We start from the raw sequence: 16,939 nt of genomic DNA, 5'->3' as shown, positions 1-16,939 counted from the left end.
TCAGACAATGACCATTACAGAGCCTCAACACCTGTTTCAATTAACAGAGGCTACCATTGACCAAATCCAAGCCGCTATGCAGGCAGGCGCATTGACCAGTGTGGAATTGACCGTTATGTATCTCAACCGGATCTACCATTACGACCGGAACGGCATCCGCTTGAACTCGATTCCAGTGATGAATCCGGATGTCTTGGAGGAAGCTGCCGCCATGGACCGCCTGCGTGCCGAAGGCGTCATTCTCGGGCCGCTGCACGGCATTCCCTTCACGGTAAAAGACAGCTATATGGTCAAAGGGCTTACGGTTGCCGCAGGCTCGCCCGCCTTTGCGAACCTGACGGCCGGAGTAGACTGCTTCATGGTCCAGAAGCTCCGCGAGGCCGGAGGTGTCCTGATTGGCAAAACCAATATGCCGCCGATGGCGGCTGGCGGTATGCAGCGGGGTCTCTACGGCCGTGCAGAAAGCCCGTATAACAAAGACTATCTGCCTGCGGCCTGGTTCTCAGGCTCCTCGAACGGCTCAGGTGTATCGACTGCAGCCAATCTGGCGGTATTCGGGATGGCCGAGGAGACGGTATCCTCAGGCAGATCGCCTGCCTCGAATAATGGCTTGGTGGCCTATACACCGTCCCGGGGGGTGCTTTCCATCCGCGGCAACTGGCCGCTTTTTCCGGTAAGGGATGTGGTTGTTCCGCATACCCGGTCTGTAGATGACCTGCTGCATGTGCTTGATGTAATCGCGGTCGAAGACCCGGTTACGGCAGGGGATTTCTGGAGGGCACAGACGGCAGTCGGCTTGCCTGGAGTAAGCGGGATACGGCCCGAAACGTATCTTTCATTGAAGGACAAGGAGGCGCTGCGCGGCAAACGGCTGGGCGTTCCTAAGCTATACATTGGAAAAGACACCGAAACCCCCATTCATATCCGTCCATCCATTCTGAAGCTGTGGGAATCAGCCGTGAAGGCTTTGGAGCAGCTGGGTGCCGAGGTTGTGGAAGTTGATCTGCCGCTGCTGAAACAGTACGATCAGGATCCGATTCTGCTTAAGCCTATGGAGGAGCGGGGGATGCTTCCACCGGGATGGATGATCCGGGAGTGGGATTATCTGAATCCGTATGCTGCCGAGATGTTTCTGCAGAGCGTCGGCGATCCCCATTATCCTTCCTGGTCTGAAGTAGATCCCGCTACGGTCTTCCCAAATCCAAGAGACTCCGTGGATGAGCGGCGGGGACGGAATAATGCCCGTTATGCAGAAAATATCGAAATGATCCGCCGGGGCATACAGCCGCTCGATGCTTTGCCCGGCTTTGCTGAGGCGCTGCGGGGACTGGAAGCCATCCGTAAAGCGGATTTTGAGGAGTGGATGACCCGGCAGGGACTCGACCTGATGGTGTTTCCAGCCAACTGCAACATTGGCAGGGCCGACGCGGATAAGGATGAAACAGCGTATGATGAAGCCTGGGAGAACGGCAATTTTTTCTCCAATACGAATCATCTGATGCGCCATCTGGGTATTCCCAGCATGTCTGTCTGCATGGGGATCATGGAGGATTCAGGCATGCCGGTCAATCTGACGATGATGGGAGCGGCATACAGTGATAATGAACTGATCCGCTGCGCCTATGCCTATGAGCAAGCTACACGTAATAGACGTGCACCATTGCGGACTCCGGCACTGCAGGGTGAGGTGGTGTATTACTCCCAAGGGAGGGGGTTCCCTATAATTAATCGCGTGTTTGGCGTTAAAGAGGGTACAAACATGACTACGAGGATACAAGGGAATACGCTGAAGGTGGAAGGTGAGCTTCCGGAGCCGGGAAGCCATGCAGAAATCAAGCTTTATGTGAATGGTGTGAAAGCTGTAGTAGAGAAGCGGGGGAATCTATGGGAGGCCTCCGTTCCGATAGCTCCTTTTCTGATGGACTGTAATCAGGTAACCCGTACGCTGAATCTCCTGTTACTCTGTGCACATGCGGACGGACAATCTTATGTGCAAAGCAAAACATTACCGCTGCCCTTCCTTAATCTTTCATAAGAGCTGTGAGGTACCTCAGAATCGGAGATGACATGCGATATTTAGCGCAACAGTTAGTGCATGTTTTGCGTTAAATGTTAGAGGTGATCTGATGAAAAAAACTTTGCTGTGCCTGCTGCTGATCGTAATGACTGGCTGTTCTGCCTCAGATTTATTTTCAAACACTCCTGCTGTGTCATCCGAATCGTCTTATGCTGATTTCATTAACGTAGGAGATAAGCATTATGTAAATGCTTGGGAGTTAGCGTTAGTGGACCCTGCGGGAATCGAGGAAATCGGTGAAGTTGAGCTGGGAACTGTAGTGCCGGAAGGCACCTCTGTGTACTCGCTTCCTGATTACCCGGAACACAATGTGGTTGTTGTAAAAACCGATAGCAAGGATGCCGGGATGTTAACCAATGTTACCGGTTATCTCGTCTATGTCCGCTATGAGGGGGACGGGGAATCTTACTACCCGGAAATTGAAGATCAAGCCGTGAGTCACATCCAAATTTATAAGGCGGGTGAATTGTTCAGAGAATTGAAGGGAGAAGAGGCAAATGCTTTTCTCCAGTTATTTGAACAGCATGGGGCATACAATGAATTTTCATTTGAAGACGCCCCCCAATACACCGTTCTATTTGTTGGTGATCATGTATTAGGCCATAACTACGGGATTATGGAAAAGAACGGGCAATTCGGGCTAACTCACCTTGAAAGTAAACTGCCGGATGCGATATACGGCTATTTCAAGTAGCTGTTGTTTAATCAATGCAAGTTCGACAGTCGAATAAACCATGAAGACAGCCGGTCGCATGATCGGTTGTCTTTGTTTTGGGATTTTTTTCAACTGAATTCTTGAGTAATATTGTTATTTGTGTTATACATGTAATATAACAAACAAACGAGGGGTTGGTTGGATATGGAACGCCGGAGCGCAGCTGCGGCCATAAGGAGGGATCATGTTGTTCATTGAGCTCGATCTGCAATCGGAAACGCCGATTTATACACAACTGGTTGACCAAATCGTCGAAGGGATCGCTTCCGGTGTCTTGCAGCCGGGGGATCCGCTTCCATCGATCCGCAGCTTGGCGGAGGACCTCGGGATCAACCTCCATACCGTTAATAAAGCCTACAATTTGCTTAAGCAGGAGGGCTTGCTTCAAGTACACCGGAAGAAGGGCGTTATCGTTCAACCGGACGGGATGCCTGGCGTGACGGAGGCGTTCGAGGAGAAGCTCCGGCGGCAGTTGCGGTCGCTTGCGGCGGCGGCTGCGGTACGGGGCATGGCGGAAGAGGTATTCGCGCAGGAGAGCAGGGCGGTGTACCGGGCGATGATTACGAACCGCGGGGGGGAATAATGTTGGCACAAGGACCAGTAATGATGATATCCAGCATTTATTTGATGATTGGGCTGATGCTTAGCTTACAGTCCTATCTAGGATTGCGGACCGTGCTGTTCGGCATTGTGCTGCCTGCGGAGTCTCTGCAGGACCCTGCCGTCCGTGCCATCCGCCGGAATTACGCTGTGCTTACCGGCGGCTGTGCCTTCGTCATCGGCGCGGGGGCCTGCTGGTTATGGTTGCGACACCAACCGGCGCGGGGTCTCCTGATTTGGACGGCAGCGATCCTGCTTTCCATTATTGCCTCAGGCTTCACTATGTGGATCAGCCGGAGGTCCGCGCAGCGCTTGAAGGCAGCCAGAGGCTGGGAGATTATTGTGCAGAGGAAGCGCGCAGCAAGCCTTGCGGCCGGATGGAAGCATAGCGCGGTGCTAAGCCCATGGTGGTATTCGGCAAATGCCGCCGTGATGGCGCTATGCATCTTCTTTGCTGTTGCGAGGTGGGATGCGATTCCGCAATGGTTGATTCTCGGGAATTTTCTCTTTAACAAATCCGTGTGGGTCGTGTTCATACTGAACATGGTGCAGGCGCTAAATATCACCGTGTTCCTCTGCTATCATGTGCTGATCAGCCGTGTAAGGACATCGCTGGATCCCGAGGACCGGGAAGGTTCGCTAAAGAAACAGCTAAAGCACAAGAGAATCCATTCCATTCTGGCTTGGGGTGCTTCGCTCCTAATGGTTATATTCTATGGGGTTGCGCAAGGCATAGCGTTGTACGGCTGGAAGGGAGATTTGCTCATGCTCTCCGGCATTTTGCTCTGTGCAGCCCTCTTCTCGGTACTGTTCGGCGTCATGCTGTACCTGCGAATCCAAGGCATTGATCAGATAAAGGACGTTCCGTCGATGGAGGAGAGACACTGGAAGTGGCTCGGCATCTATGTAAATCCGGAAGATCCGGCGTTGATCGTTCCGAACATTAACGGCTTCGGCTGGACGATCAATATGGCCAACCGCCGCGGTATACTCATCGTGGCCGCGACGTTAGCCATCCCGGTAATCGAGTTGATCTTGATTTGGCCTATTCTTAGATAAAAAAGGCTACAGCTGAAGGGGGATTTCAAATGTTCAAAAGCCGGCGGATCATCTTGGCTGTGTTCATTCTGTGTCTGTTGCTAACTGGCTGTGACGACAACACACCCGTGGAAGAGATGCAGAACATTGCAGAGGCACTGAATGCATCTGAAATTGAAGTGATCGGGTCAAATACTGCTCCGGGAACCGTTTCAACGGCGGAAATGGACTCGCCTGCTAACGAGGCTAAGATTACATACGAATTCACCATGAAAGCTGCACGGGAGAAAGCCGAGCTCCTCACGACAACCTATGGTACGAACAGTGTGCAATATGCCCTTATCGATCAGGGCCGCATCATCGTATCCGGCCAATTCGGCAAGAATGATGAGCAGGGACAGCGTCCGCTCACGAAAGACACGATGTACGGAATCGGCTCGACGAGTAAAATGTTTACCACGGTTGCCGTTATGCAGCTGGCCGATCAAGGGGAAATCAGTCTCGACACGCCGGTCGTCCAGTATATCCCCGGGTTTACGATGAAGGATGAGCGCTACAAGCAGATTACGCCGCGCATGCTGTTGAATCATTCCTCCGGGCTGAAGGGCTCATCGTTTACGAATGCCTATTTATTTGAAGATAACGATACTTATGCCCACGACACACTGCTGAAGCAGCTGTCCGCTCAAACCTTGAAAGCAGACCCGGGAGCTTATTCGGTCTACTGCAATGACGGATTTACGCTGGCCGAGATTCTGGTCGAGCAGGTCAGCGGCCTGGACTTCACCTCTTATATCCACCGTTATATTACGGAACCATTGGGTATGACCAATACGAAGACACCGCTTGATTCTCCGGATAATGCGAAGATGGCGGGACTCTATTATCCTACACTTACAGGGCAACTTCCGGGCGAGACGCTTAACGTGATCGGAACTGGAGGCATCTATTCTACGGCGGAGGATTTGGCCCGGTTCTCAATTGTTTTTACGGGAGGTGCGGAAGAAGTATTAGCCGGTACATCGGCTGCGGCCACGGCACAGGACGAGTACAAGACACCCTTGTGGCCTGATGATGCGGACAACTCCGTGGAATACGGACTAGGCTGGGACAGTGTCCATCTGTATCCCTTCAGCGAATACGGAATGAAGGCGTTGACCAAGGGCGGGGACGTTGCTCTCTCTCACGCGTCGCTCGTGGTGCTTCCCGAGCAGGACATGGCGGCAGCAGTTGTCACTTCCGGCGGGAGCAGCACGTACAATCAGCTTCTGGCGAACGAAATTCTGCTTCAGGCGCTGAAGGAGAAAGGGGCCATTGCTGAATTCAAGACTGAGAAGTCATATGGGGCACCGGTAAAGGCGGAAATGCCGGAGTCCGTGCTGCAGTATTCAGGTATTTATGGCGCAAGTGGTACAACAATGAACATAGATATTGCCGAAGGCGGCATCATGTCCGTTACTTCGGAGCAGCCATCCGGTAATTCAGTTCAAATGTACTGGTATTCGGCGGACGGCACATTCCGGAATGCGGAAGGGGATACGATGATCAGCTTTGTGACGGAGGAGAACGGCCGTACCTACCTATGGCTTCGTCAATACGCTGTAGTGCCGGGTCTTGGGCAAACGGCGATATCCATGTACAGCGCCGAGAAGCTCCAGCCCCAAGATCTTCCGGCAGAGACCCTGGAAGCATGGATGCAGCGCGACGGAAAGAAATATTATCTCCTGACTGAGAAGTATACGTCGCTCGCTTATTTGGTGTCGGCATCCAGCCCACTCCATGTGTCGAAACAACTGCCGGGGTACGTGCTGGATAAGCGGATCACCGGCCCGGATACGGCCGTCTCCGAATTGCAAATTCCGGGATCGAACGGACGGGATCTCACAGGCCTTACGTTCTTTACACAAGACGGCGTTGAATACCTGGAGACGGGGGGCATCCTCTTAGTGAACGAGGATGCCGTGAAGCCTTTTAACTTCGCCAAGAAGACAACCGTTACGATTCCGCCCAACGGATACGCCAGGTGGTATGCGATAAGCGACAAAGACGGGGGCAAGATGCTTAAGGTGAGCATGTCTCCGAACGCTTCCTACGCCGTATATGATGCCAAGGGAACCTGTGTCTACTTCAGTGTCATCGGAGGCAAGGAGCAGGTCGAACTGCCTGCGGGAGGAACCCTAGTGTTCGCCGGGGATGCCGGCACGGAGTTCGAGGTCTCCGCAGTAACGCCGCAATAGCTACCTGTATTATTTTTAAAAAGAGATTCCAGTCTTTGCGTATTGCCCTTTACTTAACGCGGATCGAGGCGTATAATCCGTTCAGTTATAGAGTTGAGAAGAGGGGATCTGAACATGAACAACGGGTTGGTCAACGCTATTCTTGCGTATATCATGTGGGGGGTTCTCCCGCTGTATTGGAAGCTGTTCAATGATGTGCCGGCAGGCGAGATTCTGTCGCACCGGGTGGTCTGGTCGTTCGTCTTCATGGGGATTCTCGTTGCCGTCCAGCGCCGCTGGGGAGACATGAAGCGGATTGCGGCCAGCCGTTCACAGCTGCTGTCACTTGCCGCCAGCGGACTGCTGATCGCTGCGAACTGGCTCATCTTCATCTGGGCGGTCAACAACGGGCATGTCGTTGAGACAAGCATCGGCTATTATTTAAATCCGCTCCTGAACGTGTTGCTGGCGGTTGTCTTCCTTCATGAGAAGCCAAACCGCGGCCAGTGGCTCGCAATCGCGATTGCCAGCGCGGCGGTGCTCATCATCGCCATTGACTACGGGCGCTTCCCGTGGATCTCGATCTCGCTGGCGACGACGTTCGGCCTGTACGGCCTGGCCAAGAAGAAAATGGTGCAGGACGCTTCCGTAGGCTTGCTGTCGGAGACGGCTGTAGTACTGCCCATCGCGCTCGGCTACTGGATCTATCTGGCGGCTGCAGGAGAGTCGACGGCTTGGACGCTATCTCCGTCCATGCTGATTGGGCTGCTGCTCTCCGGTGTGGTTACGGCCCTGCCGCTGCTGTTCTTTGCGCGGGCGGCCGCCCGGATGCCGCTGTCCACGCTCGGCTTCGTCCAATATATCGGGCCGACGATCATGCTATTGCTGAGCGTATTTGTGTTTAAGGAATCGGTCTCGCCGGTTCTGCTGATCGGCTTCGCGCTCATCTGGACAGCGCTCGTCGTCTATGCAACGTCATCGGTTCGCGCCGCGAAGCTCGCGAAGGCGAATTAGCGCATTGTGGCCGGACAAGCTTGGATCAAGCTAATTCCATATCTCCTGATAAAGTTAGAGCGGGAGGTCAACCTAAACGAAGACAGCCGGTCCCGAGGATCGGCTGTCTTCGTTGCGTTAGAGGCAGCTTTGCCTGGTGGAGCAAATGTAAACCGCACCCTAAGCGTTCACCAACCGTAATCTGCAAATAGTTGGATAATCGCACACTGATTTAGCTGTTTTTAAGGATTTCAACCATTTAATTCGATTATCGCCACTTAGTTTGGACCATTAGGGGGGAATCGTTAAGTTTCGGTGAGATTAAGTGGCGGTTATCCATCTAAGTTCGCGATTATGCCTGTACAGGTGAGATTAAGTGGCGATTTTCCAACTATGGGGGGACGGCGAATTGGGAACGAGGTGCTGCTAACAACGAACGGCGAACGGCGAACGGCGAACAGCGAACAGCTAACAAAGAACAAAGGCTCTCTTTCGTTCATCATAACTTTGCAGAGCGGGCTGCCGGCGGATTCTACAGCAAATGCGACTCACCTTAGCTTTTATAAGAAAACCGCATATTTTCCAACTATTATGTAATCTATCCACCCTATATAATCTGATCGCGGTTCAAGGATACCTTCGGCAATCCGATTTATTCCCAGGGCGGCAACATACTCAAGGTCGGCAAAACGTACTATTGGTACGGCGTCAAATACAACGGGGCTGTTACGTATTACAATACCCCAGTTCGAAGAACGGTGATACAAGCTTTGCAGCGGTTACCTGCTATTCTTCGACCGACCTGGTGAACTGGACCTTCCAGGGGAATGTCATCACAGCCGGAGCGGAAGGGACAATCTGGGACCCCGATTGGCTGGGCCGCCTCGGTGTCGTCTATAACACCAATACGAAGACCTATGTCTTAGTTACGCAATACGTCGGCCCTGCTGGCAGCGGAGTGGCCTTCGCTACCAGCAGCACGCCGACGGGGACGTTCGCCTTCCACCACGTTCAGACTTCAATAGCGAACGTAGTCAACAATATGTCGGGCGACCAGTCAACGTTTGTAGACGATAACGGCAAAGCTTATCTGATCTTCAGCATTATAAGCGGAAGAAACCGGACCTATGTATCGGACCTGCGCGCTTCGGACTATAATATCGAGCCCGCAACCGAGGTGTACCGCAGCACTATAGGCGACGCGAAGGCAATGCCATGTTCAAATATAACGGCAGATACTATATCGCATCCTCCGACTTGCATGGCTGGAATGCCTCTTATGCCTATGTAATTTCTGCGGCGAATATTAAAGGGCCGTACTCGGCAGAATCCATTATAGCGGGTTCGGAGAAAGACTACTCCCATGTCTCGCAGACCGGATTCTTCGTCCCTGTGCAGGGCAGCGCGGGAACGACGATTCTGTTCGCCGGGGACCGCTGGAGCGATTTTGCCGGCTGGTCGGTTATTTGCTCGTTGAAGCGCCCAAAGGCATGCCGGAGGTCATGGCGGCCGTCAACGAGAAGCTGAAGCAGGACATTAACGCTACGCTGGAAATCAACTATATCGGCTGGGGAGATGTGGCTTCCAAATATCCGCTGATTCTGGCTTCCGGCCAGGATGTCGATTTTGTCTTTGCCGCGGACTGGAACTTTTATGTCTCGGAATCGAATAAGGGGTCTTTCCTGGAGTTGTCCGAGGATATGATTAAGACGAATATGCCCAAATACTATGCGGGTCAGGACCCGGCTGCATACCAGGCGGCACAGGTCAACGGCAAACAGTATATGATTCCGACGACCACACCTGACCGCAAAGTGAATGTTATTGTCCTCCGCAAGGATATTATGGATGAGGCGGGACTGGTCAATCCGACAAAAATCTCTGAGCTTGAGCCGTACCTGGCTGCAGTCAAGCATAGTCATCCCGATATGATTCCGCTGAACCTGGATTCCCAGTATGACCTGCCGACTCCGTTCGGGGCACTGGTCAGCGAGAAGTTTGCTTTCCAGGGTGCACCGATTGACTCCGGCGATCCGTCCGCCGTTGGCCTGTTCACCGACAATGAGGATCCTGCGGGCAAAATACTGAGCATCACCGATGAGCCTGTGCAAAGCGCCTTCCAATATGCGGCGGAGACGATGAAGAAATGGTACGATGCCGGCTATGTGAATAAGAATCCGTACTCTAACAAGGTCCGGTCCAAGGATAATTTCGTCGAGGGCAAGGCAGGCGCTGCCTTCGGCAATTCCATTGATATTCAAGCCACCTTGGCCGCATGCACAGACAAAGGCATTGAAACCTATGTCATGCCGTGCTTTCCCCCACGGGGCATGCTCCTACAAGCAGCTGGCTGAACAACGGTGTGGCCATTGCCGCGAATTCAGCGAATCCGGAGCGGGCGCTGGAAGCGCTCGACCTGATCATGCAGGATGAAGCCTATGTATATTTGACGTACTACGGCATTGAGGGCAAGCACTATGCGGTGACGGCGGACGGTAAGCTGACCCTACCGGAAGGCGTAACTCCCGAGACGAATACATATCCGGCCGATGCCGCCGGGTTCTGGTTCGTCAATAAGGATTATTTCAAACCCGATGCCTCCTGGACCGATTCGTACATTGAGCTGAACAACTCGATTAAAGATTTCCTGGCTCCCGTCACCTATCTGGGCTTCTCCTTTAATTCGGAAAAGGTGAAATCGGAAATTGCCAATCTCAAGAATGTCTCGTCCCAATATTATCTGCCAATCACGATCGGAGCCGTCAAGGATGTAGGCAAAGCATTTGAAACGCTGAATGACAAGCTGAAATCCGCAGGAATTGACAAAGTGAGAGCGGAGGTTGAGGCGCAGACCAGCGCATTTCTGGCGGCGAAGAAATGAAGTCGAAATCCGGGACGGAATGTCCCGGATTTCTTGGTATGTGCGGTTGTTATCCGGGTTGATTTGCAGTCCAACCGGCAGACTCCGTCAGAGGAAGCCGAGCAAGGTACCGCCAGCGGCACCGGCAGCGACAACGATCCAGGGAGGCAGCTTCCAAAAGACGAGCAGGAGAAACAGAATGGACGCCAAAGCAAAATCCGCAGGAGACAACACCGCGGTAACCCAAAGCGGATTATACAGCGCCGCAAGCAGGATGCCGACCACGGCGGCGTTGATTCCGGCCAGCGCCCCCTGAGCTTTAGGGCTCTTCCGCAGGGCGTTCCAGAAGGGCAGCGCTCCAGCAACCAGCAGAAAAGCAGGGAGGAAAATAGCCGCCGTCGCGATCATGGCGCCCATTGCTCCATGGCTCACCGCCCCCAAATACGCAGCGAAGGTGAATAGCGGCCCGGGTACTGCCTGCGCGATGCCGTATCCTGCCAGAAAGTCAGCCTCACTTACCCAGCCTGCAGGGACAACCTCCCGTTCAAGCAGCGGAAGCACGACATGCCCTCCGCCGAACACCAGCGACCCCGACCGGTAAAAGCTGTCGAATAACGCCAGCCCGTCCGCAGCAACCGTTTGCCGGAGCAGCGGCAGCAGAATCAGCAGGCCCGCAAAGGCACTTAAGCAAAGAACGGCAAATCTGCGGCTAACGGGAACATCCAGGCCGGGTGTCTCGGCGACAGCTTGGCTCCTGTACACCAGCATGCCAGCGATCCCCGAAACCAGGATGATCAATGCCTGGGTAAATGCTGTCTGCCACAATAGCGTTACGGATGCGGCCAGGATGACGAGCGTAGCCCGGTTGCGGTCAGGCGACAGCTTCTGCCCCATGCCCAGGACGGCCTGGGCGACGATGGCGACGGCGACGAGCTTAAGGCCATGAATCCATCCTGCGCTGCTGATATCAAACCCCTGCAGGAGGAAGGCGAATAGAACCAGGAAAATGACGGATGGAAGCGTAAAGCCGAGCCAAGCGGTCAGGCCGCCCCATAATCCGGCGCGGAGGATGCCGATTCCGATGCCTACCTGGCTGCTGGCCGGGCCGGGCAGGAACTGGCATAGCGCCACCAGATCCGCATAGCTTCGTTCGTCCAGCCATTTGCGGCGGCGGATATACTCCTCGTGAAAGTAACCGAGATGAGCAATTGGCCCTCCGAAGGAGGTCAACCCCAGCTTCGTTGATACCGCCAATACCTCCAGAAGTGCCCGCGGCTTGCTTTTTGGAACATAAGAGGTTGCATTTGCTTTGCTCTCCACGCCCGGTATTCCTCCCCTGTGCAGTAATCTACAAGCTTCTCTCCAGCAATGCCCCCACTTGCCTGGCCATCATTTGCGGCGGGTACGGCATATTATTACGGATCCACCACTCGATGACCCCGACGTAAGCGGTAGCCGTATACTCCAGCATAACATCTTCGTTTAAATCGGCATTTCTGCCGCTTTCCCGGTCAATCTCACCCTTAAATCCTTCCATCACGTAATCCAGAAGCCGGTTTCTGAAGGAAGGCGCTCCTTTGCTGGCCAGCATCGTCGAGAAAAACAAATGGTTGTTCTCAAAGTACTCAAAAAAAGGGACAAGCCCATTGCTCCAGTCCAGCTTGCAGGCCCATTCATCCATGGCGCCCAGTTCATTCATATGTGATTCGATCAGCTTGTCGAGCAGATCATACTTATCTTGATAATGAAGATAGATGGTTCCCCGGTTTACGTTTGCCTGATCTGCGATATCTTGAATGGTAATCTCATCAAAGCTTTTAATGCTCATTAAATCGATCACTGCTTTTTTCAAAGCTTCCTGTGTTTTGGCAACCCGCCGGTCTAATTTTACCATGAATATTCCACCAGGCTTTCGTGTAAATTGACATATTTCTTGTTTGTGTTGAGTTCTCAACAAACGGCAGAGGATTAACCATTGAATGTTCACCTTCAAAATCTATAATAATAAACACGAGTTGTTTAAACAAGATGATTTGATAAAACATCTGATGTTAATTTTATTCTAAGGAGTTGTAATTTTGGCTAAAGGAAACCGGTTGTTACTCTTTATAATAACCATAGGCGTCTTCGGGATCTTAAATACGGAAATGGGTGTGATCGGTTTATTGCCTTCCATTGCCGAGCGTTTTAATGTCAGTGTAACGCAGGCCGGGCTGCTGGTAAGCGTGTTTGCTTTGGGCATCGCCATATCGGGGCCGGTCATGCCGTTGCTGTTCTCGGGAATCAACCGCAAGAGGGTCATGGTCCTTGTATTGGCCGTGTTTGTTGTTGCCAATCTGGTATCTCTCCTGACCTCCAGCTTTACCGTTCTGTTAATAGCGCGCATTATTCCGGCTTTGTTTCATCCTGTGTATTGTTCTCTGGCGTTCACGGCGGCTGCTTCCTCAGTAAGTAAAGAAGAAGCGCCTAAGGCCGTCGCCAAAGTGTTCATTGGCATTTCGGCCGGCATGGTAGCCGGGGTACCGATTGCCAGCTTTATCGACAGCGCTGTCTCGTATGAAATGGCGATGGCCTTCTTTGGGATTGTCAATGCTGCCGTGCTCCTTGCTACCCTCCTGTTTGTGCCATCGATGCCCGTTGGAGAAAGGCTTTCTTATGGCTCCCAATTCTCGGTGCTGAGGAAACCGGTCTTATGGATTTCCCTGGTGATTGTTATTTTACTAAACTCGGCAGTGTTTGGCGTATACAGCTATCTGACAGAATATCTGAAATCGGTAACCCATATGTCTCCCCATTCGATCACATTAACGTTGTTTATCTTTGGCGGAGCCAATATGATCGGGAATCTTGTCGCAGGAAAGCTTCTGACTCACAGTGCTGCGAAGACAGTCGTCATGTTTCCGCTGCTGATGGCTGCCGTTTATCTTCTAGTATTCTTTACCGGCCAGTTTGCTGTCCCTATGGCTATGGTAACGTTCATTTGGGGGATACTGGCGGGAGGGATCATGGCTAACATCAATCAATATCTGGTGATGTCTTCAGCTCCCGAGGCGCCTGATTTTGCCAATGGGCTATTTATCTCCGCCTGCAATGTAGGGACAACTGTGGGTTCGGCTATCGGCGGGGTGTTTATCGCTCAGATGGGGACTGCCTATGTGGTATGGGTAGGATTACTTTCTCTGATTATTGGATTTGCAGGGATTATATTCAGAAACTACAGGTACGCATCCCGTCCGGCAGGCCATGAAGCTGGGCTGGTAATCGAATGAGGCTGTTTCATAGAAAGGAAAGGCAGAAATGGATATGAAAAGACCGTACATCATTTGTCACTTCCGGCTATTCCCGGAACAGATTATGTAGCGGATCCCGGTGCCGAAAACTATGCGGTCGCTGTAGACCCTTCCGGAAAGTTAGGCTGGACCACCAATAGGATTACGGACGATGAGGACGGACCGGCTGGGCCATCATATAATTGAGGTGCTCTCGGAGCAGGTATCAGACGCTTATCTGGCTTATCTGAGGAAGCTTGGAATCTCCTATATTTTTGGCGGAAAAGAGCAGTTGAATTTCACAGTAGTAGTAGAAAAGCTGAAAGCACTATTCTTCATCGACGAATTGCTCCTTGAAGGCGGGGGAGTGATCAACGGGTCCTTCCTAAACGAAGGTTTAATCGATGAGCTTAGTTTGCTGGTAGTCCCCCTTGCAGATGGTTCGCCTAATCCATTGACCCTATTTGAACCGGTTGCCGGGCTGCAGCAAGCCAGACCCGTTCATTTCCGTCTGAAAAGCGTGGAACAACTGGACGACGGCGGGCTATGGATACGGTATTTGCTGCTTTCCTAAAATAAGAACAGCCTCTGATAAACGGTCAGGGCTGTTCTTATTTTCGTTCCGTTTAGGAAAGAAAATCCCATGTAGTTCATTTTGTCCTATTAATTATTCTCATTGTACTAACTGTGAAATGCCAATCTGCTCTACAATATGAAGTACTAGTTCAACAAGGGGGCAATTGCAGACGTGAGAAGCGGGACGGTAAGAAACAAGCGCAAATTGGATGAGGATTGGAGCTTTTATAAAGGGGAAATTCGGATTCCCTATGCGGTGAAGGCCGGGATGACCGGCGGCATTACCGATGCGGGCGTGCTCCGGGACGGGGAGTGGCTGGATATTGCGTATCATGACCGGGGAATGGGCGAGCAGAAGCTGGAATGGACTTCGGTGAGCCTGCCGCATGACTGGTGTGTGGAGCAGCAGTATGTTCAGGATGAACTACTCGGTGCGAGGGACGGCAGCCATGGATATTTGCCGGGCGGGATTGGATTCTACCGCAGAACCTTTACGCTTCCCGCAGAAGCTGCGGGGAGCAAATGGCGTATCCGCTTCGACGGCGTCTCCGGCACCTCCACGGTCTGGGTCAACGGGCATCTGATCGGCTCGCATCATGGCGGCTATATCGGGTTCAGCTACGATCTGTCCGATGTGCTCCGCTACGGCGACGAGGGTGTCAATGTTATTCTCGTCAAGGTGGATGCCACCGAATGCGAAGGCTGGTGGTATGAGGGCTGCGGCATCTACCGGCATGTGTGGCTGGAGAACACGGACCTTGTGCATGTGGCCGAATACGGCACCTATGTAACAACACCGGAAGTTGCCAAGGAACAGGCTACAGTTAATATCCGCACCCGCATCCGCAATGAGTATACGGAGGACCTTCCGGTAACCCTCCGGACGGTGATTTATGATGGGACCGGCGTGCAGATCAGTGCCGGATCGGTAGATGCCCATGCCCAGTGGTATGCCGAGACGGAGCTGGAACAGAGCTTCCAGGTAGTGCAGCCCAAGCTCTGGAGTCCGGACACACCGTATCTGTATAAAGCAGAATCAACGGTGATTTGTGAAGGGAAGGAGCTGGACCGGTATGAGACGGTATTCGGTATCCGCAGCATCCGCTTTGATGCCGGTGAAGGGTTCTTCCTGAACGGCGAACCCCTGCTGATTAAAGGAACCTGCAACCATCAGGACTTCGCCGGAGTCGGCGTGGCGCTGCCGGACAGCCTGATTGAATACAAGCTGCGGCTGCTGAAGGAGATGGGCTCGAACGCCTACCGCAGTGCGCATCATCCGCCTACTCCTGAGCTGCTCGACATTTGCGACCGGATCGGGATGCTGGTGATGGACGAGAACCGCAAGCTCGACAGCAGCCCGAACGGGCTGAGCCAGCTGGAGCGGATGCTTTACCGGGACCGCAACCATCCCTCTATAATCATCTGGAGCCTGGAGAATGAGGAGGTGCTGGAAGGTACGGTGACGGGGGCGCGTATTCTCAAGACGCTGGCGGATACGACACGCCGGATCGATCCGACCCGTCCGACCTGCGCCGCCCTGAACCATGGCTGGTACGAGAACGGCTACAATGATGCGGTAGAGATTACGGGGTACAACTACGGCCACCGGGATCACCTCGACCTCCGCGACCATGCGCAGCACCCGGAGCGGCTGATGATCGGCAGTGAATGCGCCAGTTATACGGCCACCCGGGGCATCTATGAAGATGATCCTGCCAAAGGATACTGCTCCGAATACGGCACGAATATCCCTTCCTGGGGCTGTACACCCCAGCAGGCGTGGAGCGATCTGGTGAACAACCGGTTCCTGACCGGCGTCTTTATGTGGACCGGGTTCGATTACCGGGGAGAGCCGACGCCTTATCTCTGGCCGTGCATCAACTCGCACTTCGGGTTAATGGATACGTGCGGCTTTCCGAAGGACAGCTATTATTATATGAAGGCGGTATGGCAGGAGGAGCCGGTGGTCCATGTGCTGCCGCACTGGAACTGGCCCGGCTCGGAGGGCAAGCCGATTGAGGTGCGCGTGTTCGCCAATACCGATACCGTGGAGCTGAGCCTCAACGGAAGAAGTCTCGGTGAGCAGCAGGTGGAGAAGACCGGGTATTTGTCATGGGAGGTTAACTATGAGCCCGGCGAGCTGAAAGCCGTCGGTAAACACGGCAAACTCACGGTTGCCGAGAAAGCTGTGGTAACGGCGGGTCAGCCTTACCGGATTGCCTTATTCCCTGACCGGCAAGAAGGCCGGGCTGACGGCTCGGATACCATTCCGGTACGCGTAGCCGTTCTGGATCGGCAGGGTCATATCGTACCTACCGCCGATAACGAGATCCGCTTTGAGGTGACGGGAGCAGGGAAGCTGCTCGGCGTAGGCAACGGGAACCCGAGCAGCCATGAGGCGGACAAGTCAACGCTCCGGCGCGCATTTAACGGCTGGTGCCTGGCTCTCATTCAGACCTCATCCGAAGAAGGCGCGATCCAATTGAAGGCTGTGTCGGCAGGGCTGGCGGGAGCGGAAACGGTCATTCAGGCCAATTTCAAGGATAATAGCTAATTTCTTCTGAGGCTTTTTATTTCGGGCCGGCGGAACGATAA

The 16,939-nt window shown here is 53.2% G+C and carries 14 protein-coding genes; 12 read left to right on the top strand and 2 right to left on the bottom strand.

What is annotated here, in order from left to right:
• Positions 1-7: 7 nt before the first annotated feature.
• The 9 genes from F1381_RS24805 to F1381_RS29015 all read left to right on the top strand — a co-directional run bounded on the left by F1381_RS24805 (position 8) and on the right by F1381_RS29015 (position 10,520).
• Positions 8-2,035 carry an amidase gene (locus tag F1381_RS24805; RefSeq protein WP_151737505.1) on the top strand — a complete coding sequence of 676 codons (2,028 nt, stop codon included), beginning with the start codon at positions 8-10 and terminating at the stop codon, positions 2,033-2,035.
• 91 nt (positions 2,036-2,126) lie between these two features.
• Positions 2,127-2,771: a hypothetical protein gene (locus F1381_RS24800; protein WP_151737504.1), complete on the top strand. Its 645-nt coding sequence runs from the start codon at positions 2,127-2,129 to the stop codon at positions 2,769-2,771.
• A gap of 208 nt (positions 2,772-2,979) precedes the next feature.
• Positions 2,980-3,375, top strand: a complete 396-nt coding sequence (locus F1381_RS24795; RefSeq protein WP_151737549.1) for a GntR family transcriptional regulator — start codon at positions 2,980-2,982, stop codon at positions 3,373-3,375.
• Positions 3,376-3,377: 2 nt separating this feature from the next.
• On the top strand, positions 3,378-4,451 hold the full coding sequence (locus F1381_RS24790; RefSeq protein ID WP_187355554.1) for a DUF5808 domain-containing protein: 1,074 nt from the start codon (positions 3,378-3,380) through the stop codon (positions 4,449-4,451).
• A gap of 116 nt (positions 4,452-4,567) precedes the next feature.
• A complete protein-coding gene (locus F1381_RS24785; protein WP_425495295.1) occupies positions 4,568-6,667 on the top strand; it encodes a serine hydrolase domain-containing protein in 2,100 nt (699 codons plus the stop codon).
• Between the two features lie 114 nt (positions 6,668-6,781).
• On the top strand, positions 6,782-7,660 hold the full coding sequence (gene rarD / locus F1381_RS24780) for an EamA family transporter RarD (protein ID WP_151737501.1): 879 nt from the start codon (positions 6,782-6,784) through the stop codon (positions 7,658-7,660).
• Positions 7,661-8,444: 784 nt separating this feature from the next.
• Positions 8,445-8,930, top strand: coding sequence for a glycoside hydrolase family protein (locus F1381_RS29025; RefSeq protein ID WP_246188193.1), 486 nt, complete (start codon positions 8,445-8,447; stop codon positions 8,928-8,930).
• A gap of 175 nt (positions 8,931-9,105) precedes the next feature.
• The gene (locus F1381_RS29020; protein ID WP_246188192.1) at positions 9,106-9,993 is read left to right on the top strand and encodes an extracellular solute-binding protein; all 888 of its coding nucleotides are present in this window, start codon (positions 9,106-9,108) and stop codon (positions 9,991-9,993) included.
• Positions 9,951-10,520, top strand: coding sequence for a DUF3502 domain-containing protein (locus tag F1381_RS29015; protein WP_246188191.1), 570 nt, complete (start codon positions 9,951-9,953; stop codon positions 10,518-10,520). The genes F1381_RS29020 and F1381_RS29015 overlap by 43 nt, the downstream gene beginning before the upstream one ends.
• Positions 10,521-10,607: 87 nt before the next feature.
• Here F1381_RS29015 and F1381_RS24765 read toward each other — a convergent pair whose 3' ends face one another.
• The gene (locus F1381_RS24765; RefSeq protein WP_151737500.1) at positions 10,608-11,819 is read right to left on the bottom strand and encodes a chromate transporter; all 1,212 of its coding nucleotides are present in this window, start codon (positions 11,817-11,819) and stop codon (positions 10,608-10,610) included.
• A gap of 28 nt (positions 11,820-11,847) precedes the next feature.
• Positions 11,848-12,393: a TetR/AcrR family transcriptional regulator gene (locus tag F1381_RS24760; protein ID WP_151737499.1), complete on the bottom strand. Its 546-nt coding sequence runs from the start codon at positions 12,391-12,393 to the stop codon at positions 11,848-11,850.
• Positions 12,394-12,577: 184 nt separating this feature from the next.
• Here F1381_RS24760 and F1381_RS24755 point away from each other — a divergent pair, with 184 nt between their 5' ends.
• From F1381_RS24755 to galA, 3 genes are all read left to right on the top strand, one after another.
• Positions 12,578-13,768, top strand: a complete 1,191-nt coding sequence (locus F1381_RS24755) for an MFS transporter (RefSeq protein WP_151737498.1) — start codon at positions 12,578-12,580, stop codon at positions 13,766-13,768.
• Positions 13,769-13,940: 172 nt separating this feature from the next.
• Positions 13,941-14,342 carry a dihydrofolate reductase family protein gene (locus F1381_RS24750; protein ID WP_222850486.1) on the top strand — a complete coding sequence of 134 codons (402 nt, stop codon included), beginning with the start codon at positions 13,941-13,943 and terminating at the stop codon, positions 14,340-14,342.
• Between the two features lie 174 nt (positions 14,343-14,516).
• Positions 14,517-16,898 carry a beta-galactosidase GalA gene (gene galA / locus F1381_RS24745; RefSeq protein ID WP_246188190.1) on the top strand — a complete coding sequence of 794 codons (2,382 nt, stop codon included), beginning with the start codon at positions 14,517-14,519 and terminating at the stop codon, positions 16,896-16,898.
• Positions 16,899-16,939 lie beyond the last annotated feature (41 nt).

It is taken from the genome of Paenibacillus tengchongensis, from assembly GCF_008973665.1.
Lineage (GTDB): Bacteria > Bacillota > Bacilli > Paenibacillales > Paenibacillaceae > Paenibacillus_AQ > Paenibacillus_AQ tengchongensis.
Note: the sequence above shows the minus strand (reverse complement) of the source record. Positions and strands in the feature narration are given on the sequence as shown.

Excerpts from the sequence above, each read along its gene's own strand:
- F1381_RS24785 (WP_425495295.1), top strand. The coding sequence starts at position 4,568 with ATGCAGAACATTGCAGAGGCACTGAATGCATCTGAAATTGAAGTGATC.
- F1381_RS24800 (WP_151737504.1), top strand. The coding sequence starts at position 2,127 with ATGAAAAAAACTTTGCTGTGCCTGCTGCTGATCGTAATGACTGGCTGT.
- F1381_RS24805 (WP_151737505.1), top strand. The coding sequence starts at position 8 with ATGACCATTACAGAGCCTCAACACCTGTTTCAATTAACAGAGGCTACC.
- F1381_RS24750 (WP_222850486.1), top strand. The coding sequence starts at position 13,941 with ATGAGGACGGACCGGCTGGGCCATCATATAATTGAGGTGCTCTCGGAG.
- rarD (WP_151737501.1), top strand. The coding sequence starts at position 6,782 with ATGAACAACGGGTTGGTCAACGCTATTCTTGCGTATATCATGTGGGGG.
- F1381_RS24760 (WP_151737499.1), bottom strand. The coding sequence starts at position 12,393 with ATGGTAAAATTAGACCGGCGGGTTGCCAAAACACAGGAAGCTTTGAAA.